This window comes from Herbaspirillum sp. NPDC101397 (genome assembly GCF_044767325.1).
Lineage (GTDB): Bacteria > Pseudomonadota > Gammaproteobacteria > Burkholderiales > Burkholderiaceae_D > Herbaspirillum.
In genome coordinates this window covers 766,520-791,011 of sequence record NZ_JBIWNS010000001.1, presented here as the reverse complement: position 1 = coordinate 791,011, position 24,492 = coordinate 766,520, and the positions used below count along the sequence as shown (strand labels likewise).

Below are 24,492 nucleotides of genomic sequence, written 5' to 3'. Positions count from 1 at the left end.
TGCGAGCCATGGCTGAACAGGATCTGTTTGGAGAGGTACCGGCACCTGTAGCGCGTCCGCGTCCATCCCGTCCGCGCCCGTCAGCCGCGGCACCGCAGCACACCTGGTTCTTCGCTTTGCGTCCGGCGGTCGCGGATGCAGCCCGTCTTGATGCGTTTGCCGAACAATTAATGACGTCTCATGGCGTCACCGGCAAACGTGTCGGGGCGGAGCGGCTGCATATCACGCTCGAACTGGTCGGGCACGACAGCGACGAGCGCGTGGTGGAGGCGGCGTGCCGCGCAGCCGATGCAGTTCGTTTTCCTGCCATTGATGCGCGTTTCGACGCCGCCGTGACTTTCTCTGCACCCAGCGGGCCGTTCGTGCTGCTCGGAAGCGACGGGCTCGACGCCGTGCGCGAGCTACGCACGGCGCTTGGTTGTGCGATGGCCGAGCATGGCTTTACGCCGCAACGCTCCTATGAACCGCACATGACCCTCGGCTATGATCCGCGCAACCGTGTGGAACGTGCTGCCATCGATCCCATCGGATTCCGGATTGCCGAGTTCGCACTCGTCAAAAGCCATATCGGAATGTCGCGGCACGAAGTGTTGCGCGTGTGGCCGCTCAACGGCTGAGCTCCTCCGCCCGGCGCGATCCGCCGCTCCAGTGCACCAGCCCTGCGATCAATCCCAGCACGATACCGAAGACCACGATGCCGCTCCAGCCGTAGCGCGCCATCAGCCAGCCGCTGATCATCACGCCGAGGGCGCCGCCTGAGAAGGTGGCGGTCATGTACAGGCTATTGATGCGACCTTGCGCTTTCGGATCGACGGCGAAGGCGCGGGTCTGGTTGGACACCAGGCCCGACTGCACGCCAATATCGAGCACGATGACCCCGATCACCAGCAACACCAGCGAGGTCTCAGCGCCGGCCAGCAGCAGGAAGGCCGCCGTCACGATGCCGATGCTGGCGGCAACCACGCTGCGCGGTCCAAGCCTGTCGGTGGCGCGTCCGCCGAGCGAGGCGGCCAGCGCGCCGGCTGCGCCGATGATGCCGAAGCCGCCGGCCCAGGCGCTGCCCATGTGCCACGGACCGTTCGCCAGTAGCGCCGCCAGATTGACCCAGAAAGCATTGAAGCAAGCCCACAGCAAGGCCTGCACCATCATCGATTCGCGAATCGGACGATGGTCGCGCGCCAGCGGCCACAGCGATGCCAGCAGGCGTCCATAAGACAGATTGGTGCTCGGCACGCCGCGCGGCAACAGCATCGCAGCGGCGACCCACACGGGAATCATGAACGCGGCTTCCACGCCATACACCGCACGCCAGCCATAGGCTGATCCGACCACGCCGCTGATGGTGCGGCCCAGCAGGATGCCGACCATGATGCCGCTGACTACTGTCCCGACTGCGCGTCCGCGATCCTTCGGCAGTGACATGACGGCGGCGAAAGGCACCAGTTGCTGGGGTACGCAACTGACGATGCCCAGTCCGAACGAGGCTGCGATCAGCGCCCAGATGCCGGGCGCCAATGCCGCTGCACTGGCGAAAATGAACGCGCCGATGATCTGGCCCAGTACCAACTTGCGGCGGTCGAAGCGGTCACCCAGCGGTAGCAGCAAAGCCAGTCCGACGGCGAAACCGAGCAGCGCCGAGCCGGCCACGAGATCGACTGTTGCCACGTCGACGTGCATGTCGGAGGCAATCAAGGGCAGGATGGGCTGGGTGCAGTAGATGTTGGTGATCACCGCGCCAGCGATGATCGCCATCATGAGGATCTTGCCGCGCGATACAGTGGTGGGCAATGGGGGATTGATGGATGTGGTTGGCTGATCGTTCACGGCGTTCTCCTTCGACAGGCCTGTGGAGGGCGGCGGAATGCCACGTTCCGCAGGCTGATGCCGTAGCTTACTTGTTTGCATTTATAAAGATAATTACCTAAGATTGGGAATCATCCTTCCAGAATTTGGTAATTGCACATGAACCGTCTCGATTCCATGGCCATCCTGATCGCCGTCGTTGATGCGGGCAGCTTGTCGGCTGCCGCGCGTGTCCTCGACATGCCGCTGGCCACGGTCAGCCGCAAGCTGGCGGAACTGGAGACGCATCTGAAGACGCGCTTGCTCCATCGCTCGACGCGGCAGCTCTCGCTGACGGAGGCTGGCATCTCCTATGTGGCCGCCTGCCGACGCATCCTGGAAGAAATCGGCGAGGCCGAGCGCGCCGCGACGGGCGAGTACGCTTCGCCCAAAGGCGAGCTGCTGGTCACGGCGCCGGTGGCGTTCGGACGCTTGCATGTGGTGCCGGTAGTGGCGGAATTTCTGGCACAGTATCCCGAGATCAGCGTCAACCTGATGCTCACCGATCGTGTCGTGCATTTGATGGATGAACATGCCGACGCGGCGATACGAATCGGCGAGCTGCCCGACAGCATGCTCATGGCCACGCGTGTCGGGACCGTGCGACGCGTGATCTGCGCCAGCCCGGCTTATCTGGCGGCACGTGGCGTGCCGGCCCGGCCGCAGGATCTTGCCGGGCATGCCTGTGTCACATTTGAAGTCCTTGCGTCCATGCGCGCCTGGGTATTCGGAAGCGGCAAATCCGAGTTGTCGGTACCGGTGCAATCGCGGTTCACGGTCAACACGGCAGAGGCGGCCATCGCGGCTGCAACGGTGGGCGTCGGGCTGATCCGCGTGTTGTCCTATCAGGTCGCGGACGCGGTGCGTGAGCAGGCGCTGCGCGTGGTGCTGGAGGCGTTCGAATCGGCGCCGTTGCCTGTCAGCCTGGTGCATACGGGACAGGCGCCGCTGCCGTTGAAGCTGCGGGCCTTTCTGGATTTCGTGACGCCGCGTTTGCGCGTGCGCACTGAACGACTCCTTGCTGAATAATCAGGTGCGCCGGCGTTGCAGCAACGGCAGGCCGAGATCGGCCGCGAGTGCAATGGCGATCGCAATGCCGCCGATCATGAAAAGCAGGCGATGGCTACCGCCGCTGGCATTGAAGATGGCCGAATAGCTGTAGCCGGCAACCGCCTGGAACGCCGCAAAGATCGTTGTGGCGCGTCCCCAGACGACGTTTTGCCGCTCTGCGTGGGCATGGCCGGTGACGACTTCCCGTACGCGCGCCAGCATCAGCGGCACGATGCCGGGCGGGAAGGCGCCTATCAGCAAGGTCAGCAGGGCGAGATAGAGATGGTTGTCGGTGCTGCACAGGCCCGCGACCGCCAGCAACTGGACCAGCAATACGTAGCGCATGGTCAGCCGCGCACCGATGCGGTCGGCCAGCAAGCCATAGACCGGCGGACCAAAGATCGCTCCCACGCCGTACAGAATCCAGAACAGCGATCCCTGATGCGCGCCGGCGCCGAGGCCGCGCGCAATGAAGTCGACGAAGAACACCATGGCCGGCACCAGGCCGACGGCCATCAGCGCATATTGTGCATACAACAGGCCAACGCCGGATGACGATGGCGGCGCGGCTGATGCCGCCGTCTCCGCATGTGCGGTGACGGCGGCCGCGATCGGTGCGTTTGCCGGCGGCCAGGCAAACCAGCTGGCCGCTGTCAGCACAGCCGAGACGACGCCAAGTCCGAACCAGGTTTGCCAGAGTCCGAGATTGAGCAGCAGCGGCACCAGTGTTCCTGAACCGGCGATACCCAATCCCAGCCCCAGAAAGATCGCGCCGCTGGCCGACCCGCGGCGCTCCGGCGGCACGTGCGGCAGGATGGTCGCAGCCACCAGCACCATGATGGCGCCGCCGGCGATGCCCGACACCAGTCGCCAGCCGAAGAACCACGCCACCGACAGCGGCACGGCGCAGGCCAGAAACGACAGCGTCACCAGCACCATCATCAGCCGCAGCGTGGCGACGTTCGACAGCTTGCGCGCGATCGGCCGACCCAGCAGCGCACCGAGCAGGTAGCCAGCCAGGTTGGCGGCGCCGAGATAGACGATGTCCGCAGCGGAAAACCAGTGCGCCTGGATCAGCGGTGGAATCAGCGGCGTGTAAGAAAAGCGCGCCAGCCCGATGCTGACGAGACTGGCGCACAGGCCGGCAAGAATGTGACGCCATACGGCTGAACGGCTGGCGACTGCGGTGGCTGGGGCGGTGACGTCGGTGGACATGCGCGATGTTCCTTCAAGGCAAGCAGAATATTGTGCGAAATTATGTTTGACACATATGTCAATAATGCGCATCGTAATCATCATTGACAGTTGTGTCAATGATGATCTACTCTCGTGCATCATCTACCGATTAATGGAGAAGAGCATGGCCGGAGTCCGGCAGTTCGATGAAGAAGCAGTACTGGACAAGGCCCTGGGCCTGTTCTGGCAAAGGGGCTACGCCGAAACCACCATGCAGGAGCTGGCCGCGGTAACCGGCGTGCAGCGCGGCTCGTTGTACAACGCCTATCAGGGCAAAGACGCCTTGTTCCTGAAAGTGTTCGACCTGTACATGGACAGGTTCATCGAGGGCGTTGTCCAGACCCTGGATCGGCAGGACATGGCCGAGGCCCTGAGTGGATTTTTTGCCTTTGTCATCGATTCCATGACGGCCGGAGCGCCGACGCGCGGCTGCCTGAGCAGCAAGACGGCATTGAGCGGCGAAGTGATCGAGGAGCCGATACGGCTGGTGCTGAAAAAACTGGTCGACAAATTGGAGGAGGTGTTGCTGGAACGCTTCCGGCGTCCGGGCGATGCCGCCAGGCTGATGACCACGCCGGAGGAGGCCGCGCGCCTGATCGCCACCTTTACGCGCGGATTGGTGGTCATGGAGCGGGTGTATCGCGACAAGGCGCGTTTGCTGGAGACGGCGGAAATGCTGGTGAGCTTGTTGCTGGGCTCCGCCGCCCGCGACAGGTAGCAACGCCAGACAAGCTATAATGCCGACTTACGGACAACGCGAGGCGCAAGCCTGCAAGCACGGCTCCGAAACCCGCGGCGCACACGCCGCCGCCAGCTTCCTATCATCGTGACTTACAGCATCAAAGAAATTTTCTATACCTTGCAAGGCGAGGGCACGCACGCCGGTCGTCCGGCGGTGTTTTGCCGTTTCAGCGGCTGCAACCTGTGGACCGGCCGCGAAGAAGACCGCAGCAAGGCGATTTGCCAGTTTTGCGATACCGATTTTGTCGGCACCGACGGCGAGGGCGGCGGCAAGTTCAAGACCAGCGATGCGCTGGCGCAGACCATCAACGATCTCTGGCCGGAGACTTACGCTGCCAGCAAGTACGTCGTGTTCACCGGCGGCGAACCGCTGCTGCAACTCGACGAAGCGCTGATCGCCAGCATGCATGCGGTCGGCTTCGAGATCGCCATCGAAACCAACGGCACGATTCCGGTGCCGCCGGGCGTCGACTGGATTTGCGTCAGCCCCAAGATGGGCTCCGAGCTGAAGGTATTCAAAGGCAGCGAGCTGAAGGTCGTGATTCCGCAGCAGGCGCAGGTTCTGGCCGACTATGAGAAGCTGGATTTCGCGCATTTCCTGCTGCAGCCGATGGACGGACCCGACGCCGCGCGCAATACCAAAATGGCGATCGAGCTGGTCAAGAATAATCCAAAGTGGAAGCTGAGCATTCAGACGCATAAGCTGCTGCAGATACCGTAAGCAACTGCGATATATCGGTTATCGGCTTGCGCCCCTATTGCCGGGCGCGCGTTTGTTTACAATCCATTTCTATTTTCAATCCGTATTTAATCCGTATCCAATCCGTAAGGCGTTCATGCTGACCATCACCCGTAAACTCGAATTCGATGCAGGTCATCGCATCCCCGACCACAAGAGCCAGTGCCGCAACCTGCACGGCCATCGCTACACGCTGGAAATCACCTTGGTCGGCAAGGTCATCGAAGTCGAGGGCAGTTCCGATAACGGCATGATCATGGACTTCTCCGACATCAAGACGCTGGCCAAGCAGCATTTGGTCGATGTCTGGGATCACGCCTTCCTGGTCTATGAAAAAGACATGCCGGTGCGCGACTTCCTGGCCAGCCTGCCGGACCACAAGACGGTCGTGATCGACCGCATCCCGACCGTGGAAAACCTGGCGCGCACCGCCTTCGACATCCTCAACGCGGCCTACAAGGACGCCTACGGCACCGGCCTGCATCTGCAGAAACTGGTGCTGCACGAAACGCCCAATTGCTGGGCCGAAATCACCGCCGATTGAGGCGCCAGCGATCATGACCGACACGTTCATGGCCTCACCTGAGCACATGCAGCTTGCGCTCGTGCAGGCGCAGCACGCCTGGGACCTCGGCGAAGTGCCGGTCGGCGCGGTGGTGGTCAAGGACGGCGAAGTCATCGCCACCGGCTATAACCAGCCCATCGGCAAGCATGACCCGACTGCGCATGCCGAGATCATGGCCTTGCGCGCGGCGGCCGAGATTCTCGGCAATTACCGTTTGCCCGGATGCGAACTGTATGTCACGCTGGAACCTTGCGTGATGTGCGCCGGCGCCATGATGCATGCACGCCTGGCGCGCGTGGTCTACGGTGCAACCGATCCCAAGACCGGCGCCTGCGGTTCGGTGGTCAACCTGTTTGCGCAGGAGCAACTGAACCACCATACTGAACTGGTCGGCGGCGTGATGGCGGAGGCCTGCGGACAGATGCTGAAGAGTTTTTTTTCGGAACGACGCGAACAGCTGAAACAGGAAAGACTGCAGCGCCAGGCAATCGCCCACGCGCATGCCAATGCCCAATCAATCGACGAAGAAGCCAATGACTGAGACCTTGCTCGCTCCCGAGATCCACGTGCCGGCCGGCACCTGCGTCGCCATCGTCGCCCCCGGCGGCTATGCGCCCGACGAGGCTGCGGTCGGACGCGGCATCGCCTTGCTGGAAGCACAAGGCTGCAAGGTCAAGAGCTACTACGATCACGCGGCGCGGCACCAGCGTTTCGGCGCCACCGATGCCGGCCGTGCGGCCCACATCCAGCAGGCGGCGGCCGATCCCGAGGTGCAGGTGGTCATTGCATTGCGCGGCGCCTACGGCATGTCGCGCATCCTGCCGGTGCTGAACTATGAAGCGCTGGCCGCCAGCGGCAAGTTGTTCGTCGGCTACAGCGACATCACCGCCTTGCATCTGGCCTTGCTGGCACAGACCGGCGCCGGTGGCATCGCCGGGCCGATGCTGTGCGGCGATTTCGGCGCCGAGACTCCGAGCACGATGACGATGAACAGTTTCTGGCGCACCCTCACGCAACCGACACAGACCATTGCAGTGGAAGAGGCGGGCAATCCTGCGCTGAAGGTAGCGGGCAAGCTATGGGGCGGCAATCTGGCGATGGTCGTACATTTGCTCGGCACGCCGTATTTTCCGCAGATCGACGGCGGCATCCTGTTCGTGGAAGACGTCAACGAGCATCCGTATCGCGTCGAACGCATGCTGCTGCAACTGGAACACGCCGGCGTGCTGGCGCGCCAGAAGGCGGTGTTGCTGGGGGATTTCTCAAATTACCGCTTGTCCGACTACGACAACGGCTACAACTTCGAGCAGATGCTGGGCTATGCGCGCCAGCATTTGTCGGCGCCGCTGCTGACCGGTCTGCCGTTCGGCCATATCGCCGACCGCGTGAGCCTGCCGGTCGGCGCGCATGCCGAGTTGGAGTCGGACGCCTCCGGCTTCTCGCTGCGTCTCAGCGGCTATCCGATCCTGTCCTGAGATAGAGCCTACAAAGGCTTGATCTCGACCTTGACGCCATCGCTGAGCACCGTAATGGCGCCCGGTTCGAAACGCTTGCCGTTCATTTCCAGTTGTTCCGGCTTGAAGGTGTAGAGCGGGTAATCCTTGAGCACCTGTTCCGCCGCGGCGTTGCCGATGGCGTTGAGTTGCGGCGCATATTGCGCCGGCACGCCGGCGATGTCGACTTTTTCCACCGCGGGCGAATCCAGCCGCACCGAACGCGAGGCGGCGTCGTACCTGAGTGCGCTGCTCATGGACAGCGTGCCGTTAACGGGTTTATTCATCAGCAGTTTGTTGTCGATCTGGGCGTCGACTACGGTGGTGAGGCGATTGCTGTCGGGATTGAGCGCCAGGCGCGGATTGCTCAGGTTGACGTCGAACATGTCCATGTAGCGCAGCTTGCGCGGGAACTGGGTGGCGATGGCCGATTGCAGGTCTTTCTTCGGCACGGTGTATTCGTTGGTCCAGATGTTGTACGCCGCCTGGCTGGCACCGGCCGCCGCCAATGCGCCGCAGGCCAGCAGCGCCGCGCCTGCCAGAGTGCGCCAGCGCTTGTTGAATACGGATGTTGTCGTTTTGATCATCTGTCTTTCCTGTCATCGGGCAAAGCGGTTGGAACCGTTGCCGGGCAAATAATTCAAAGCGATTGGCCTCGGAATTTCCCCCGCCTCGGGGAGCAGTCACGCCGGACTTGGCCTGCAATGGTAAAATCACGTGTTTACACCTGACCTCATTCGACTTCCCGGGTTAGTTTGTTTTCCGGCAACTTGTCGGGCAACTCCTCAGCATTATCTAAATACGTAAGGGCTTTTTTCAGTGTTATCCACGGCAAACATCACGATGCAGTTCGGCCCCAAGCCGCTGTTTGAAAACATTTCGGTCAAATTCGGCGACGGCAACCGCTACGGTCTGATCGGCGCCAACGGCTGCGGCAAGTCGACGTTCATGAAAATCCTCGGTGGCGATCTCGAGCCGTCGGCCGGCAACGTCAGCTTGGACACCAACGAACGCCTCGGTAAATTGCGCCAGGATCAGTTCGCCTACGAAGAAATGCGCGTGCTGGACGTAGTCATGATGGGCCACACCGAAATGTGGGCGGCGATGGCCGAGCGCGACGCGATTTACGCCAATCCGGACGCCACCGACGACGACTACATGAAGGCCGCCGACCTGGAAGCCAAGTTCGCCGAGTACGACGGCTACACTGCCGAAGCGCGCGCCGGTGAGCTGCTGTTGGGCGTGGGCGTGGCGATCGAACAGCACCAGGGTCCGATGAGCAACGTCGCGCCGGGCTGGAAGCTGCGTGTCTTGCTGGCGCAGGCGCTGTTCTCGAATCCGGACATCCTGCTGCTCGACGAACCGACCAATAACCTCGACATCAACACCATCCGCTGGCTGGAAGACATGCTCAACGAGCGCAATTCCACCATGATCATCATTTCCCATGATCGCCACTTCCTGAACCAGGTCTGTACGCACATGGCCGACATGGACTACGGCACGCTGAAGGTCTATCCGGGCAACTACGACGAATACATGCTGGCGTCCTCGCAAGCGCGTGCGCAGCAACTGTCGGTCAATGCCAAGGCCAAGGAAAAGGTCGCGGAATTGCAAGACTTCGTGCGCCGTTTCTCGGCCAACAAATCCAAGGCGCGCCAGGCGACGTCGCGCGCCAAGCAGATCGACAAAATCAAGGTCGAAGACATCAAGCCGTCCAGTCGCGCCAATCCTTTCGTGCGTTTCGACGGCGAGAAGAAGCTGCATCGCCTGGCGGTGGAAACGCAAAGCATCAGCAAGACCTACGATCGTCCGATTTTCAAGAACTTCAACATCATGGTTGAAGCCGGCGAAAAGATCGCCATCATCGGCGCCAACGGCGTCGGCAAGACCACGCTGTTGCGCTGTATCGGCGGCGATGTCGCCGGCCTGCAACCCGACAGCGGCCTGGTCAAGTGGGCGGAAAATGCCAACGTCGGCTACATGCCGCAGGATCCGACCGAAGAATTCGCCAAGGGTGAAATCCTGACCGACTGGATGGGTCAATGGACCCAGGAAGGCGACGACGACCAGGCAGTGCGCTCGATCCTCGGCCGCCTGCTGTTCTCCGGCGACGACGTCAAGAAGTCGGTGCAGGTGCTGTCCGGCGGCGAGAAGGGCCGCATGATGTACGGCAAGCTGATGCTCGGTCGCCACAACGTCCTGCTGATGGATGAACCGACCAATCACATGGATATGGAGTCGATCGAATCGCTCAATATCGCACTTGAAAAGTATGCCGGCACGCTGATCTTCGTGTCGCACGACCGTGAATTTGTTTCGTCGCTGGCCACGCGCATTCTGGAAGTGAAGGAGAACGAAATCGTCGACTTCCGTGGCAGCTACGAAGACTATCTGTCCAGCCAGGGCATCGAATAACTTTTTTCAGGCGATCGATTTTTCGATCGCCTTTTTATCGTCCAAGCCATGCAAGCAACCGCAATGAAGGTCGTCGAGTTTGAACGACCACAGATGGAGACAGGCAGCAGCTGCACAGCCAACGCGTGGGCCAAGGTCCCGGCCACGCCGACGGCCGATGAACGCCAGGTATTGAAGGCGCGCATCAAACAGCTGCTGAAGGAAAAACAGGCCGTGCTCGTCGCGCACTATTACGTCGACGGCGACCTCCAAGACCTCGCCGAGGAAACCGGCGGCTGCGTCTCCGACTCACTCGAGATGGCGCGCTTCGGCCGTGACCATGCCGCACAGACGCTGGTCGTCGCCGGCGTGCGCTTCATGGGCGAAACCGCCAAGATCCTGAGCCCGGAGAAGCGCATCCTGATGCCCGATCTGGACGCCACCTGTTCGCTCGACCTCGGCTGTCCGAGCGACGAATTCAACGCCTTCTGCGACGCCCATCCGGACCGCACCGTAGTCGTGTACGCCAATACCAGCGCCGCCGTCAAGGCGCGCGCCGACTGGATGGTGACCTCGTCGATCGGCCTCGACATCGTCAAGCACCTGCATGCGCAAGGCAAAAAAATCCTGTGGGCGCCCGACAAGCATCTGGGCGGCTATATTCAAAAGCAGACCGGCGCCGACATGCTGCTGTGGCAGGGTTCCTGCCTGGTGCACGACGAGTTCAAGGGCGTCGAACTGGAACTGTTGCGCAAGGAACATCCCGAGGCCCTGATCCTGGTGCATCCGGAGTCGCCCGAAGGCGTGGTCGCGCAGGCCGATGTGATCGGCTCGACCTCGCAACTGATCGCCGCAGTGCAATCGTCGGACGCCAAGGAATTCATCGTCGCCACCGACAACGGCATCCTGCACAAGATGCGCGCCGCCGCGCCCGGCAAGATCTTCATCGACGCGCCGACCGCCGGCAACAGCGCCACCTGCAAGAGCTGCGCACATTGCCCGTGGATGGCCATGAACGGTTTGCAGAATCTGCTGCACGTGCTGGAAACCGGCAGCAACGAAATCCACGTCGATCCTGCCATCGGCAGGAAGGCCGTGGTCTGCATCGACCGCATGCTGGATTTCGCGGCGCAGAAAAAAGCCAATGTGCGCCCGACCGGCGCATTGGAAAACGAACAAACACTGTTTGCAGGAATCGGCCCAGCATGAGTCTCACCGTCAGCAGCACCAGCAATCTGCGCAACCCGTTTGCACCTTTCGATCCGGCCTTGTCGGCCGCCTTCGACGCCAATGTCAACCTGGCGATTGCCGAAGACGTCGGCAACGGCGACCACACCGGCAAACTGGTGCCGGAGAACGAACACGTCAAGGCGCGCGTCATTGTGCGCGAACAAGCCGTGCTGTGCGGTGCGCCGTGGTTTGAAGCCGTCATGGCGCGGCTCGATCCGCGCCTGCGCGTGGACTGGAAGTTCGGCGAAGGCGACCTGATGCAGACCGATGCCGAAGTCTGCCGCATCGAAGGTCCGGCGCGGGCCTTGCTGACGGCGGAACGCGGTGCCTTGAATTTCCTGCAATTGCTGTCCGGCGTGGCGACCGCCACCCATCGCTACGTTGACCTGATCCGTGATACCCGCGCGCGCATTCTCGACACCCGCAAGACCTTGCCGGGCCTGCGTCTGGCGCAGAAGTACGCGGTCCGCGTCGGCGGCGGCATGAACCAGCGCCTGGCGCTGTATGACGGCATCCTCATCAAGGAAAACCATATCGCCGCAGCCGGCGGCATCACTGCTGCCGTGACGGCGGCGATCAAGCTCAATGCCGGCGTCAGCATTCAGGTCGAAGTCGAAAGCATTGATGAGCTCGGGGAAGCATTGGCCGCAGGCGCCACCTCGATCCTGCTTGACAACTTCACGCTGGACATGATGCGCGAAGGCGTCATGATCAATGCGCGTCGCGCTGTACTGGAAGCATCCGGCGGCATCAACATGGATACGGTCCGCGCCATTGCCGAGACCGGCGTGGACCGCATTTCGGTGGGCAGCCTCACCAAGGATCTGCAGGCGATCGACTATTCGCTGCGGATCATCGGCTGAGGTTGGCTGAGGTCGGCTGAACCGGCTTTCTTCTTTCTTTCGACACAACCCGCATGACTTTCATGGCATGCGGGTTGTGTCGTTTTGCGGCTGCGCTTGCTGCGGGCGCTGATAAAATGCGCCATTGCACCGGGCGTGAGAAAAGGCAATTGAACCGCCGCACATCTGCCCGCACCGGCAGGCCATCTTCAGGGGATCCAACGTGAAATCAAACAATCTCGTCGCACCGTTGCTATGGGCCGCACTGTATTTCGTGTTCGGCTTCGTCTCGCACGCGTTGAACGGCTCCTTCGTCGCCACCGGCTACATCTGGCTACCGGCCGGGATCACCGTCAGTGCCTTGTTGTTGACACCGACCGCGCGCTGGTTTCCATTGCTGGTGTTGTTGTTCGCCGCGCAGATTCTTCTGGGTTGGCTGGAGCATCGCGAACTCTGGCGCATGGCTTTGTTCTGCCTGGATGAAATCGGCGTCGCAGCGGTGGCGGTGTGGTTGGTCAGGCGCGCGCCTTTCCCGATGGAAGGACTCTTTTTCGTTCGCGGCCTGCTGATGGTCGGGGTCGGTGCCAGCGTCGTCAGCGGCCTGTTTGGGGCGGCCTGGTTCGCTGCGACGCAGGGTACGCCATTCTGGCCAACGTTGCGCGTGTGGGCGCTGTCAGACCTGGTCGGCATCCTGATCATGACGCCGGTGCTGGCGAGCTGGTCGCAGTTCCGGGCCACGCGTTCGGGCGGGATTGCGCGCACCGAATTCCTGCTGGGCCTGGCGTCCTTCATCGCCGTCATTGCGACCGCTTATCTTGCGTTCGACAGCGAGCTTGACCGCATCGTTTTCGACATCGATTTTTCAACGACGTATCTGCCGCTGTTTTTCATCGCGCTGGTCGCCCTGTTGTGGGGCGGTCGCGGCGGCGCCTTGTCGGTCGCGGTCTTGTCCCTGATGGCGTTCGTCTACAATTCGCTGGGACGCGGACCGTTCGTCGAACTGGTCCGGCTGAACTCCAGCAATGCTCTGCTTGAGTTGCAGATCTATCTGGCGGTGGCGTCGCTGCTGTCGTTGCTGATCAGCGCATTGAAGACCACGCGCGAGCAACTGCATGACGACGTCGCGCGCTGGAAGAGCAATGTCGAGCTGGCGCTGACCGTGAGTCGGCAACTCGTGTACAGCATCGATCCCGACAAGAAGACCCTCGCCTGGAGCGGCGACGTACAAAGTTTGCTTGGTCTTTCGCCGAACAAACTTGCAACCCTGGATCAGGTATTGAAGCTGGTGCACCCCCTGGATCAGCATCGCTTGCGTCAGCGTTGGCTGGAAGAAGAGGGCGGCGACAGCGAAGAAGTGCGCGAGGACATGCCGTTCCGCTTGCTGCTGGCTGACGGAAAAATCATCGGCGCGATCGACATGAGCCGCAGTTTGCGCGATCCCGACGGTAGCCTCGTGATGGTCGCCGGCACCTGGCATTTCAACGGTGCAGATCTCGCCCAGGGCCGGGGCGAAAAATGACAGCCCGCGTTGGCGTCATCATGATTCACGGCTTGGGCGGCACGCAATACGATTTGGGCTCGATGCACAAAATCCTGCAAAAAGCCGGCGCCGATACTCATGCCGTTACCTTGCCCGGACATGGGACCAGGCCGGAGGATCTGATTCCGATCCGGGCCGAGCAATGGATAGACCTGCTCGTCGCGCAGTATCGCGAATTGCAGCCGCAGTACGAGCAATTGCATGTCATGGGCATGTGCATGGGGTCATTGCTGGCGCTGATTCTGTGCGAGCGGGTCGGGCATACGGCGAAACAGGGCAAGCTCGTCACGCTGGCGCCGCCGATCTACATCGATGGCTGGTCGACGCCCTGGTATGCCAATTTGCGCAGACTGTTCTATCTGATCCCGGGCGTCGCCTCGCGCATGAAGGTGGAAGAGGGCGAGCCTTACGGTATCAAAAACACGCTGGTGCGTGCCGTCGTCAAGGCCAAATTCGAGCGCGGCGACAATTTCCACTATCGCTGGGTGCCGATGGCGTGCATCCGCCAGGTCGATCGCCTGCGCAGCTGGGCCACTGCCGGCGCGAAGAACATCAAGGCGCCGACGCTGATCGTCCATGCGCGGGAGGATGAGCTCACCAGTTTGCGTTCGGCGGAATACCTGCAGGCCGCGATTCCAGATGCGCGCACCGTGGTGCTGGAGAACAGCTACCACATGATCTGCGTCGACAACGACCGCGACCAGGTGGCCAACAGCGTACTGGAATTCTTCGGCTTCCCGCCGCTGCCGGAGCGCGTACGCCGGCAGCGTGGCACGGCCGCCTGAGACATATCAGAACACGCGTCCGAGCTGCAGGTAGACGTTCCACACGCCCTGGTCGCCCAGCGCGGCGCCGAAGTACAGCGGCCCGACCGGACTGCTGCCGCCGAGGAACAGGCTGATGCTCTTTTTGTACGGACCGTCGCCCATGGCGCTGCGCGACTGCCAGACGTTGCCGGCTTCCAGGCTGGTGCCGAGCACCGGATTGCGCAAGCCCGGTACGGCGAATTCATTGAGATCGCGCAAGTAGGTCAGCCTGCTGTAGAGCAGATAATTCCCATAGAACTGGTCGGCTGCATACGCCGACAAGCGCTGGAATCCACCCAGGAAAAAGCCCGGTCCCGCGCTGTTGGACGACAGGTTGCTGGCCGCTTCCAGCGCCACGTTGACGGTGTTGCGATCGTGGCTGAAGGCCCACAGGCTCTTGACCTGGGCGTCGCTGTAGCGATCGTCGTCCTTGCCGAAGCCGCGATGTGCTTCGGCGAACAGGTAGTAGCCCTTGCGCGGGAACAGCGGATCGTCGAGCTGATCGATGGTCAATCGTGCGCGCGCCACCGGCTGGTTGCTTTGCGCGGTGCCGTATAACGAACCGAAAGCCGGATCTGACAGGTTGTAGGACGGCGTGTATTTGTTGTGCTGATAGTTGACGCCCAGCCGCACTTCGCCCAGCCGCGCCAGCGGCATGCCAAGGTCGACGCCGGCGGTGTAGGTATCGATGCGGTATTGCGTCAACGGCGAAGCCTTGCCGTCGCTGCCGTCGGGGTAGATGTCCACGTAGCGGCGGTTCAAGTCGACATACGGCGACAGGTACATGCCAGTGGTGCCGAACACCGGCTGGCGCAGTTCGCTGTGCAGGCTGGCGCGGTTGTTGCCGAGCACCAGGTCGTTGCGCCATTCGAGGCCGCTCTGGTTGATCCAGGGATAGCGATGGCCGATCTGCAGGTTGACGCCGCCGCGACCGTTGAAGTTGTTTGACAGGCCAAGTCCGAACAGCAGGTATTGCGGTCCCCAGGATTTTTCTTCGGCGTCGATCAGCAGCACATTGCGACCGTCTTTCTCGACGATCTCCTGCGTCAGCGCGTTGAAGTCGCCGTTGGTCGCCAGTTGCGACAATTGCTGGTTGATCTTGTCGGCGTCGTAGACATCGCCTTCCTTCACGCTGAGCCGGCTGCGCACGTACGCGGCAGGAATTCGTCCCGTGGTCTTGATTTCGATTGCATCGACGCGGGTGTCCCGCGCCAGCGCCGGACCGCTTTGGCGCGCAGCCAGATAAGCCTGCCACGCGGCCGGCGGCAGCGACAGTTCGGTGAGGCGGGCGCTCTGCGTCTGCGCCGCATTCCAGCCCGCGTTGACCCCGTCCTTGCCGCGCGCAAAGTCGGTGAAGGACATGCCGGTCAGTTCCGGTTCGATCAGCACGTCGCTCTTGCCGAGCAAGGCCTTCTGCGCCTTGACGTTTTGCTGGATCAGGATGCCCACCATCTGCTGCGCGACGGCGGTGGGTGATTGCAGATTGGCGGGGTCCTGCAAGGGGGTGGCGATGTTGACCGCGATGATGACGTCGGCGCCCATGTCGCGCGCTTCCTGCACCGGCAGGTTGCTGACCAGGCCGCCGTCGACCAGCGTGCGGCCGTCGATCGCATAGGGCGCGAACAGACCCGGCACGGCCATGCTGGCGCGCATGGCGCGCGGCAACGAGCCATGCTCAAGGATGACTTCGGTGCCCTTGCCAAGATCGGTGGCGACGGCGCGAAACGGAATCGGCAGATGGTCAAAGGAAATGTTGGCCGGCAACTGCGCCGTCCAGTTCTGCAACAAGGTCAGCAGATTGTTTCCCTGCACCAGGCCGGGCGCCAGCTTGAGCTTGCCGTCGTCGTAACCGGCGGCAATCGAGATCGGATACTGGAAGTCGTCTTCACGCTGCGATTGCGGCAGCTTGGCGCGTTCATTGCGGTCAAAGGCGATGTCGCTGAGGTTGGTCTGCGACAGCCGGTTTTCCAGGTCTTCGGCCGAAATCCCGGTGGCGTACAGGCCACCGACCAGCGCGCCCATGCTGGTCGCGGCGATGTAGTCGACCGGCACGTGCAGCTTCTCCAGATATTGCAGTACGCCCAGATGCGCATAACCGCGCGCGCCGCCGCCGGACAGGACCAGGCCGATGCGCGGGCGCGGCTTGGCGGCGATTCCAGGATCGGTATCTGCCGCCGACGCAGATGCGGTAGTGGTGAGGAAGGCAACTCCCGCCAGCAGGCAGAGCACGCGAAGGGGGAGAAGGTCGGCGGGGCGTGTCACGATGTAGGGGCGAAGATTGGCGAAGGCTCTAGTGTAAATCGGGCCGTACCGGACAAGCAACGCAACGCAGCGCCTTCAGACAGCCTTCATTCTCGAAGGATGCACCGGTGAAGCAACACCGCCAGCGAGTTTTTACTGGTAATAGCCACCGACCGGCGGTGAGGCCAGCATGGTTTTCACTTCATCAATGCTTTCGCGTGGCACATGCTGAAGCGACTGATGATGGGCGTCGATGCTGTCCCAGACTTCGATGATCACCATGCGTGCCGGGATGGTCTGGTCCTGCAGCAACTGGCAGGACTGGCAACCGGACGAGGCGCGGATGGTCGGCAACAGAGCGGTCAGGAATTTCTTCAGCGCGTCGACCTTGTCGTCGAGCGCGCGGAATGTGTTGATACGTGTAATGCTCATCGTTTCCTCCCAGGGCAGGTTGCATTCAATGACGCAGCGATCTTGTTGTTGCTTGTTGTTGCTTGTTGTTGCTTGTCTTTGCTTGTCATGGCGGTTCCTGCGGCCATTATGAACCGAATCGCTCAACTTCTCATTTTTGCGGCGACAGAACCGTCGGCAAGGCTTTCGCCAGGGTGTCCGGATAGTCGAGGCTGTAATGCAGGCCGCGGCTTTCCTTGCGCGCCAATGCGCTATTGACGATCAGCGAAGCGACTTCGACCAGGTTGCGCAGCTCCAGCAGATCGCGGGTGATGCGGAAATTGGCGTAGTACTCGTCGATCTCCTCCCGCAGCAAACGGATACGGTGCTGCGCGCGCTCGAGACGCTTGTTGGTGCGCACGATGCTGACGTAATTCCACATGAAGCGGCGCAGCTCGTCCCAGTTGTGCGAGATCACGACTTCTTCATCGGCGTTGGTGACGCGGCTCTCGTCCCAGGCCGGCAAGGCGATCTCGGGCGCTGTGGGCTGCTGTTCAATGAATTGTGCGGCGGCGCGGCCGAGCACCAGGCATTCCAGCAACGAGTTGCTGGCCAGGCGGTTGGCGCCGTGCAGGCCGGTGTAGGCGGTTTCGCCGACGGCATACAGCCCAGGCAGGTCGGTACGGCCGGCCATGTCCGTGACCACGCCGCCGCAAGTGTAATGCGCCGCCGGCACGACCGGAATCGGTTGTTTGGTGATGTCGATGCCGAACTCCAGGCAGCGCGCCTGGATGGTCGGGAAATGTTCCTTGATGAACTCCGGCGGCTGGTGGCTGATGTCGAGGTCGACATGGTCTAGGCCGCGCTTCTTCATTTCAAAGTCGATGCTGCGCGCCACGATATCGCGCGGCGCCAGTTCGGCGCGCGCGTCGTGTTCCGGCATGAAGCGCGTGCCGGCAGCGACGCCTGCCGAGGCAGGCAGCTTGAGCAGAGCGCCTTCCCCGCGCAGGGCCTCGCTGATCAGGAAAGACTTGGCGTACGGGTGGTACAGGCAAGTCGGATGGAACTGGATGAACTCCATGTTGGCCACGCGGCAGCCGGCGCGTGACGCCATCGCGATGCCGTCGCCGGTGGCGGAGTCCGGGTTCGATGTGTACAGGTAGACCTTGCCGGCGCCGCCGGTGGCCAGCACGGTATGGTCGGCGGCGATGGTGACGACCTTGCCTTGCTTGATGTCCTGCACGTAGACGCCGACGCAGCGTGGCGTGCCTTTGGCGGAGGGATCGAGCTTCTTCGTGGTGATGACGTCAATGGCGCAGTGATGTTCCAGCAAAGTGATGTTTGGATGTGAGCGCACACGTTGTTCCAGCGTTACCTGCACGGCATGGCCGGTGGCGTCGGCGGCGTGGATGATGCGGCGCTGGCTGTGGCCGCCTTCGCGGGTCAGGTGATAGCCCAGTTCGGCGCTGGCGTCGCGCGTGAAGGGCACGCCCTGTTCGATCAGCCATTCGATCGCTTCGCGGCCGTGCTCGACGATGAAGCGCGTGGACGCTTCGTCGCACAGGCCGGCGCCGGCGATCAGCGTGTCGTCGATATGCTGGTCATGGCTGTCGCCCGAGTCGAGCACCGCAGCGATGCCGCCCTGCGCCCAGTTGCTGGCGCCGTCGAGCAGTTCGCCCTTGGAAACTACGACCACGTTTTTCTTTTCGGCAAGGTGCAGGGCGACGGACAAACCGGCAAGTCCGCTGCCGATGATGGCGACATCGAATTTCATGAGGGCTGACGAAGATGTTGAAGGGAATGCACGATTATATCCGGCAATCGTGTGAGGCCAGGTCAGCGGGGAATACGAGGGGGAGAGGGTAAAACGAGTGTAACGAGGGAAGGCATGCATCGCTGCGCGGATAAGGCAGCGATGCGGTGCAGCTGAAACAGATCAGGAGGTCTTGACCGGCTTGACCTTGGCGGCGGCTTGCTTGGCGCGGATGCGGGCGTCGCTGACGTTGTCGGCGGCGGCCAGGGCCACGCCCATGCGGCGGCGTTCAAACGATTCCGGCTTGCCGAACAGGCGGATGTCGGCGCCCGGGATGCGCAGTGCGTCGGCCACGCCTTCGAAGGCGATCGCCTTGGCGTCATGCTGGCCGTAGATCACGGCGGACGCGCCCGGCGTGCGCAGCGCGACGTTGACCGGCAGGCCGAGGATGGCCTTGGCGTGCAATTCGAATTCGCTCTGGACTTGGGTGACCATGGTGACCATGCCGGTGTCATGCGGTCGCGGGCTGACTTCCGAGAACCAGACCATCTCGCCCTTGACGAACAGTTCGACGCCGAACAAGCCCAGGCCGCCGAGGTTTTCAGTGACCTTGCGGGCGATGTCGCGCGCCTTGTCGAGTGCGGCCGGATGCATGGGATGCGGTTGCCAGGATTCGACGTAATCACCCTTGACCTGCACGTGGCCGATCGGATCGCAGAAGCTGGTGACGGTGTCGCCGTTTTCGTTGAGCGAGCGCACGGTCAGCAGCGTAATTTCGTAGTCGAAATCGATGAAGCCTTCCACGATCACGCGACCGGAGTCGACGCGGCCGCCGGCAGCAGCGTAGTTCCAGGCTGCTTCCACTTCAGCGGCGCTGTCGATCTTCGACTGACCCTTGCCCGAAGACGACATGACCGGCTTGATCACGCACGGGAAACCGATTTGTTCGGTGGCGGCCTTCAGCTCTTCCAGGCTGTCGGCGAAACGGTAAGGCGAAGTCGCCAGGCCCAGCGTTTCACCGGCCAGGCGGCGGATGCCTTCGCGGTTCATGGTCAGCCAGGCGGCGCGGGCGGTCGGGATGACGCGCGCCTTGCCGGCTTTTTCCAGCTCGACCAGGGTCTCGGTGGCGATGGCTTCGATTTCAGGCACGACCAGGTCGGGTTGTTCCTGAGCGATCAGCGCGGCCAGCGCGGCGCCGTCGGTCATGTTGATGACATGTGAGCGGTGCGCGACCTGATGGCCTGGCGCATCGGCGTAACGGTCCACGGCAATCACTTCCACGCCCAGGCGCTGCAGGGCGATGATCACTTCTTTGCCGAGTTCGCCGGAACCGAGCAGCATGACTTTGGTGGCGGAAGGAGAAAGCGGGGTGCCGAGGCGAACGGGAGTCTTCATTGGATAAATGCAGAAAGGAAAGATGGGAAAGTCGGGGGAATCGCGCGACGATACCAAATCTTGGGGGTTTTGGACAGCACAAAAATTGTGCCGCCGTTAGCAAATCGGAAAGCTCTTGAGAGAATGCTTGAAGAAAGGCAGATAAGTGCAAGCAATCCGCAGAGACCGTCCGGATGACTCTTATTCCCGTTCGGGGAGCGGGATCGCCAGCATCGCTCCACTCAGACTTTTCCCATGCGCATCCAGCGCCAATGAACGCGTCACGCCGCCGCCCAGCGCGTGCTGCATGACGAAGTTGAGCGCGCCCAGGTGTGGCAGCGCGTAACGCGTCACCTCACCCTGCACGACGCCGGCGAAATGCGCCTTCACGCGTTCCGGGGTCAGGTGTTTTTCCAGCAGCGCGTAGTCCTTGAGGTCGTAGGCGATGACGGAGATGTTGGATATGTCGCCCTTGTCGCCGGCGCGCGAATGCGCGATGTCTCGCAGCAGCATCTCAGTTCTCCTCGAAATGGATAGCCGGCGCGACCAGTTCGCGCGGCAGCAGCATCGACAACACGGCGATGACTTCGCGCGCCGATTTGGTGGCGCCGCCCCCGCCGGCCGGGCCGCAGGTATAGAGCGTTTCGACTTCATTGCCGATGCGTACGGCTTCGCGCAGGCTGGCGGTTCTGCCGGTGACGCGGGCGCGCACTTCGTAGGGTTCGTTGGCGGCGGAAGAGAGTTGCGCGCCGTGGATGGCGTTGACGCCTATGAGGTCGTAGCGCACTTCATCGATTTGCACGCCGGTGATGGCGAATCGCTCTCGGACAATGTCCAGCGCCAGCTGGCCGCGTGCTTGGGCGCCGGGGCCGGCGTAGGAGATCTGGCCTTCGCCGACGTAGCTGTCGAGGTAGCCGAGCGTGGTCTTTAGCGTGGCGGGACGTGCGCGGCCGTTGCCGCCGCTGATGGCGACGCGGTCGGGGCCGGTTTCGGTGATGATGACTTGCGAGAAATTGGCGATCACGTCGGGCGTGAAGTAGCTGCGCGGATCGTGGATTTCGTACAGCAGTTGTTCCTTGCAGGTGGCGGCGGTGACCTGTCCGCCGGAGCCTGCGACCTTGGTGATGACGGCGCTGCCGTCGGCGGCAACTTCGGCGATGGGGAAACCGAGACGTGCGAGATCCTTGACGTCCTTCTTGCCGGGATCGGCGAAGTAACCGCCGGTAACCTGGCCCGCGCATTCTAGCAGATGGCCGACCAGCGTGCCCTGGCCGAGTGTTTTCCAGTCGTCGGCAGCCCAGCCGAATTCATGGATCAGCGGGCCCAGCACCAAGGCCGGATCGGCGATACGCCCGGTGATGACGACATCGGCGCCGGCCTTGAGTGCGTCGACAATCGGCTGCGCGCCGAGGTAGGCGTTGGCGGAGATCAGCTTGTCGCCCAGGGATTTGACGGGCAGGCCGTTGTCTTCGATGCGGTAGTCGCCGTCGAGCAACACATCCAGCACGTCGTCGCCGGTGATGGCGGCGATCTTCAGGTGGGGCAGGCCGAGTGCGAGGGCGATTTCGCGCGTCTTCTTCGCTGCCGCGAGCGGATTGGCGGCGCCCATGTTGGTGACGATCTTGACGCCTTTGTCGGCGCACAGTTTCAGCACGGCCTGCATGCGCTCGGCCAGCAGCGGGTCGTAGCCTTTTTGCGGATCGGCACGGCGCGCTTGTTGGCCGATGGCGATGGTGCGTTCGGCCAGGCATTCGAAGATCAGATAATCGAGTTCGCCTTTTTCGGCGAGTTCGACGGCAGGTTCGATGCGGTCGCCGGAATAGCCGGCGCCTGCGCCTATGCGGATAGTTTTCATATCAGGCCTTTACAGCAGCGGGAACAATCCGAGCAGCACGCAAGCGATCGTCATGACCACCGAGGCGCCGAACAGGAAAGGAATCGTGTACTTCTGATGATCAGCCAGCTCGATGCCGGCCAGGCCGCACACCAGGAAGGTCGCCGGCGTCAGCGGACTGACCGGGAAGCCGGTGGTCATCTGACCCAGCAGCGCGGCCTGCGCCACCTGGATCGACGGCACGCCCAGCAGATGGCTGACTTCAGCGATTACCGGCAGCACGCCGAAGTAGAACGAGTCGGGATCGAACAGCAGGCTCAGCGGCATCGACAGCAGGCCGAGCACGACCGGGATGTGCGACGCCATGGATGGCGGCACGAAGCCGACCGCCATCTTGGCCATGGCCGTGAGCATGCCGGACTTGGTCATGATGCCGGTGAACACGCCGGCGGCGAACAGGATACTGGCCATCAGCAGCGCCGCCTTGGCGTGGGCATCGATGCGGGCGCGTTGCATGGCGACGTCGGGATAGTTGACCATCAGCGCCAGCACCACGCCGATCATGAACATCACGACCGGATCGACTTTGCCGCTGATCATCACGCCCAGCACGAAGACGGTCAGCACGATGTTGATCCAGAAATTGCGCGGGCGGCGGATCTTCTTTTCTTCTTCGGTCAGCACGTGCTGCTGCACCACGCCGGCGGCGGCGCCGCTGCTCAGGCCGAGTCGTTTTTCTTCTTTCAGGCCGAGCAGGTAGGAGGCGATGAAGACGAACGCCAGCCCGACCAGCTGTACCGGGATCAGCGGGGTGAAGATATCGCTCACGGGAATGTGCAGTGCAGCGGAGGCGCGGATCATCGGGCCGGTCCACGGCAGGAAGTTGACGCCGGCCGCCATCGAGGCCACGCAGGCCAGGATGCGTTTGTCGATGCCCAGGCGCGTGTACAGCGGCAGCATGGCCGGGATGGTGATCAGGAAGGTCACCGCACCCGAGCCGTCCAGATGGATCAGCAGCGCCAGCAGGGCGGTGCCGGGCACGATGCGGCTGGGGCGGCTGCCGACGGTGCGCAGGATGCGGGTGATGATGGGGTCGAGCATGCCGGCGTCGGTGACGATGCCGAAGAACAGGATGGCGAACACGAACATGCCGGCCACCGGCGCAATCGAGGTGACTCCGGAGACGATGAACTTCGACGTCTGCATGCCGAAGCCGCCGATCAGTGCGGCGGCGATCGGGATGGCGATCAGCGCCACCAGCGGCGACATCTTCTTGGTGAGGATGGCCGTGAAGAGCAAAACGATCGTGATAAAGCCGAGCAGGGCAAGCATGCGTGTCTCCGGTGTTTTTGTTGGAGGAATACCGTCGCCGGTTTCCATTGATTCTTGTTGGTGGGGCGAGTGTAGGCGGCGGGCAATTTTGTTGTAAAGTTCATTTTTCCGATTGATTAATCGGTTTCATGAATGAATCGACATGCAAACGAATATCTCCACCAGGCTGCTGCAGGGCTTCCTTGCGCTCAACGACTGCCGGCACTTCGGCCACGCGGCAGAGCGCTGCCACGTGTCGCAGTCGGCGTTCAGCGTGATGATCCAGAAACTCGAAGCCGCTGCCGGCGCGAAGTTGTTCGAACGCGATACGCGCAACGTCACGCTGACGCCGGAGGGCGAATTGTTCGTCGAAGTGGCGCGCCAGCTGATGGCCGATATCGATGCAGCGTTCTCCAACATGAGCGACTACGTTGCGCGCCGCAAGGGCAAGGTCTCCATCGCCGCCTTGCCGTCGCTGGCGGCGGGCTGGCTGCCGCCGGTGATCGCGGCGTACCGCATCCAATATCCGGGGGTGACGGTGGAGCTGTTCGACGCGCTTTCAGATCATTGCCTGAATTACCTGCGCCAGGGCAAGGCTGATATTGCGCTGACCGCCCCGGGACCGAACCTGATGGAGTTCGATACCCAACCGCTGTGCGAGGATCCGTTTTACCTGGTGTGCCGGCGTGACCACAAGCTGGCGAAAAAGCGCGTGATCCGGATTCCGCAACTGGCAGGCTGTGAATTGATCCATCTGGCGCGCTCGACCAGCGTGCGCCAGCACCTCGATGCGCTGCTGCAGCCGGTCGGCGTGGTCAATACGGGACTGGAGGTGGAGCATCTGGCGACGGTCGCCGGACTGATCGAAAGCGGGCTGGGCGTGAGCCTGGTGCCGGAGCTGACGCTGTTCCAGTTCCGTCATCCGAACCTGGTGGCGATTCCGTTGAATGCGCCCGACCTGGTGCGGCCGCTGCTGATCGTCAAGGCCAAGGAACGCAGCCTGTCGATTGCCGCGCAGGGCTTGCTGGAACTGATACAAGAAAAAAGCCGGTCAGGATTTGCACCCTGACCGGCTCGACGTACTCTCTCACTTGTACTTCCAGACTTC

At 62.3% G+C, this 24,492-nt stretch carries 23 protein-coding genes; 13 read left to right on the top strand and 10 right to left on the bottom strand.

The features are described 5' to 3' along the window. The first annotated feature begins 8 nt into the window (after positions 1 to 8). On the top strand, positions 9 to 617 hold the full coding sequence (locus ACIROW_RS03485) for a 2'-5' RNA ligase family protein (RefSeq protein WP_402271917.1): 609 nt from the start codon (positions 9 to 11) through the stop codon (positions 615 to 617). Here the strand turns inward: ACIROW_RS03485 and ACIROW_RS03480 are convergent. After that, positions 607 to 1,824 carry an MFS transporter gene (locus ACIROW_RS03480; RefSeq protein ID WP_402271914.1) on the bottom strand — a complete coding sequence of 406 codons (1,218 nt, stop codon included), beginning with the start codon at positions 1,822 to 1,824 and terminating at the stop codon, positions 607 to 609. The genes ACIROW_RS03485 and ACIROW_RS03480 overlap by 11 nt on opposite strands. Before the next feature lie 138 nt (positions 1,825 to 1,962). On the opposite strand from ACIROW_RS03480, the gene ACIROW_RS03475 reads away from it, so the two are divergent. Further along, a complete protein-coding gene (locus ACIROW_RS03475) occupies positions 1,963 to 2,871 on the top strand; it encodes a LysR family transcriptional regulator (protein ID WP_402271912.1) in 909 nt (302 codons plus the stop codon). Here the strand turns inward: ACIROW_RS03475 and ACIROW_RS03470 are convergent, their stop codons facing one another. Then, positions 2,872 to 4,107 (bottom strand): YbfB/YjiJ family MFS transporter, encoded by a 1,236-nt coding sequence (locus ACIROW_RS03470; RefSeq protein ID WP_402271910.1) that lies wholly within the window; start codon positions 4,105 to 4,107, stop codon positions 2,872 to 2,874. It lies immediately after the preceding gene. 145 nt (positions 4,108 to 4,252) lie between these two features. Here ACIROW_RS03470 and ACIROW_RS03465 point away from each other — a divergent pair, with 145 nt between their 5' ends. From ACIROW_RS03465 to ldcA, 5 genes are all read left to right on the top strand, one after another. Continuing rightward, the gene (locus ACIROW_RS03465) at positions 4,253 to 4,846 is read left to right on the top strand and encodes a TetR/AcrR family transcriptional regulator (protein WP_402271908.1); all 594 of its coding nucleotides are present in this window, start codon (positions 4,253 to 4,255) and stop codon (positions 4,844 to 4,846) included. 108 nt (positions 4,847 to 4,954) lie between these two features. Next, positions 4,955 to 5,590 carry a 7-carboxy-7-deazaguanine synthase gene (queE, locus tag ACIROW_RS03460; protein WP_402271906.1) on the top strand — a complete coding sequence of 212 codons (636 nt, stop codon included), beginning with the start codon at positions 4,955 to 4,957 and terminating at the stop codon, positions 5,588 to 5,590. A gap of 115 nt (positions 5,591 to 5,705) precedes the next feature. After that, positions 5,706 to 6,152: a 6-carboxytetrahydropterin synthase QueD gene (queD, locus tag ACIROW_RS03455; protein ID WP_402271904.1), complete on the top strand. Its 447-nt coding sequence runs from the start codon at positions 5,706 to 5,708 to the stop codon at positions 6,150 to 6,152. A gap of 13 nt (positions 6,153 to 6,165) precedes the next feature. Continuing rightward, the gene (tadA, locus tag ACIROW_RS03450; protein ID WP_402271902.1) at positions 6,166 to 6,714 is read left to right on the top strand and encodes a tRNA adenosine(34) deaminase TadA; all 549 of its coding nucleotides are present in this window, start codon (positions 6,166 to 6,168) and stop codon (positions 6,712 to 6,714) included. Next, positions 6,707 to 7,648, top strand: a complete 942-nt coding sequence (gene ldcA / locus ACIROW_RS03445) for a muramoyltetrapeptide carboxypeptidase (protein ID WP_402271899.1) — start codon at positions 6,707 to 6,709, stop codon at positions 7,646 to 7,648. The genes tadA and ldcA overlap by 8 nt, the downstream gene beginning before the upstream one ends. Before the next feature lie 8 nt (positions 7,649 to 7,656). On the opposite strand, the gene ACIROW_RS03440 is transcribed toward ldcA, so the two are convergent. Further along, positions 7,657 to 8,253, bottom strand: coding sequence for a DUF1439 domain-containing protein (locus tag ACIROW_RS03440; protein ID WP_402271897.1), 597 nt, complete (start codon positions 8,251 to 8,253; stop codon positions 7,657 to 7,659). Between the two features lie 232 nt (positions 8,254 to 8,485). Between ACIROW_RS03440 and ACIROW_RS03435 the strand changes: the two genes are divergently transcribed. From ACIROW_RS03435 to ACIROW_RS03415, 5 genes are all read left to right on the top strand, one after another. Continuing rightward, positions 8,486 to 10,084 carry an ABC-F family ATPase gene (locus ACIROW_RS03435; protein ID WP_402271894.1) on the top strand — a complete coding sequence of 533 codons (1,599 nt, stop codon included), beginning with the start codon at positions 8,486 to 8,488 and terminating at the stop codon, positions 10,082 to 10,084. Positions 10,085 to 10,132: 48 nt separating this feature from the next. After that, positions 10,133 to 11,272 carry a quinolinate synthase NadA gene (nadA, locus tag ACIROW_RS03430; protein WP_402271892.1) on the top strand — a complete coding sequence of 380 codons (1,140 nt, stop codon included), beginning with the start codon at positions 10,133 to 10,135 and terminating at the stop codon, positions 11,270 to 11,272. Beyond that, positions 11,269 to 12,156 (top strand): carboxylating nicotinate-nucleotide diphosphorylase, encoded by an 888-nt coding sequence (nadC, locus tag ACIROW_RS03425; RefSeq protein WP_402271889.1) that lies wholly within the window; start codon positions 11,269 to 11,271, stop codon positions 12,154 to 12,156. Before nadA ends, nadC begins: the two co-directional genes overlap by 4 nt. Positions 12,157 to 12,358: 202 nt before the next feature. After that, positions 12,359 to 13,654 carry an MASE1 domain-containing protein gene (locus ACIROW_RS03420; protein ID WP_402271888.1) on the top strand — a complete coding sequence of 432 codons (1,296 nt, stop codon included), beginning with the start codon at positions 12,359 to 12,361 and terminating at the stop codon, positions 13,652 to 13,654. Then, positions 13,651 to 14,460, top strand: a complete 810-nt coding sequence (locus ACIROW_RS03415; RefSeq protein WP_402271887.1) for an alpha/beta hydrolase — start codon at positions 13,651 to 13,653, stop codon at positions 14,458 to 14,460. The genes ACIROW_RS03420 and ACIROW_RS03415 overlap by 4 nt, the downstream gene beginning before the upstream one ends. 6 nt (positions 14,461 to 14,466) lie before the next feature. On the opposite strand, the gene ACIROW_RS03410 is transcribed toward ACIROW_RS03415, so the two are convergent. The 7 genes from ACIROW_RS03410 to ACIROW_RS03380 all read right to left on the bottom strand — a co-directional run bounded on the left by ACIROW_RS03410 (position 14,467) and on the right by ACIROW_RS03380 (position 23,405). After that, positions 14,467 to 16,710 carry a patatin-like phospholipase family protein gene (locus tag ACIROW_RS03410; RefSeq protein ID WP_402272473.1) on the bottom strand — a complete coding sequence of 748 codons (2,244 nt, stop codon included), beginning with the start codon at positions 16,708 to 16,710 and terminating at the stop codon, positions 14,467 to 14,469. Between the two features lie 165 nt (positions 16,711 to 16,875). Then, the gene (locus tag ACIROW_RS03405; protein WP_402271886.1) at positions 16,876 to 17,154 is read right to left on the bottom strand and encodes a putative quinol monooxygenase; all 279 of its coding nucleotides are present in this window, start codon (positions 17,152 to 17,154) and stop codon (positions 16,876 to 16,878) included. 130 nt (positions 17,155 to 17,284) lie between these two features. Next, entirely contained in the window at positions 17,285 to 18,886 is a 1,602-nt protein-coding gene (gene nadB / locus ACIROW_RS03400) for an L-aspartate oxidase (RefSeq protein ID WP_402271883.1), read from the bottom strand. A 162-nt stretch (positions 18,887 to 19,048) separates the two neighbouring features. Further along, positions 19,049 to 20,260, bottom strand: coding sequence for a formate-dependent phosphoribosylglycinamide formyltransferase (gene purT, locus ACIROW_RS03395; protein ID WP_402271881.1), 1,212 nt, complete (start codon positions 20,258 to 20,260; stop codon positions 19,049 to 19,051). 180 nt (positions 20,261 to 20,440) lie between these two features. Further along, positions 20,441 to 20,752 carry a hypothetical protein gene (locus ACIROW_RS03390; RefSeq protein ID WP_402271878.1) on the bottom strand — a complete coding sequence of 104 codons (312 nt, stop codon included), beginning with the start codon at positions 20,750 to 20,752 and terminating at the stop codon, positions 20,441 to 20,443. A 1-nt stretch (position 20,753) separates the two neighbouring features. Beyond that, on the bottom strand, positions 20,754 to 22,094 hold the full coding sequence (locus ACIROW_RS03385; RefSeq protein ID WP_402271876.1) for an acyclic terpene utilization AtuA family protein: 1,341 nt from the start codon (positions 22,092 to 22,094) through the stop codon (positions 20,754 to 20,756). 9 nt (positions 22,095 to 22,103) lie between these two features. Beyond that, entirely contained in the window at positions 22,104 to 23,405 is a 1,302-nt protein-coding gene (locus ACIROW_RS03380) for a CitMHS family transporter (RefSeq protein ID WP_402271873.1), read from the bottom strand. A gap of 142 nt (positions 23,406 to 23,547) precedes the next feature. Here ACIROW_RS03380 and ACIROW_RS03375 point away from each other — a divergent pair, with 142 nt between their 5' ends. After that, positions 23,548 to 24,453: a LysR substrate-binding domain-containing protein gene (locus ACIROW_RS03375; RefSeq protein WP_402271871.1), complete on the top strand. Its 906-nt coding sequence runs from the start codon at positions 23,548 to 23,550 to the stop codon at positions 24,451 to 24,453. The last annotated feature ends 39 nt before the right edge of the window (positions 24,454 to 24,492 follow it).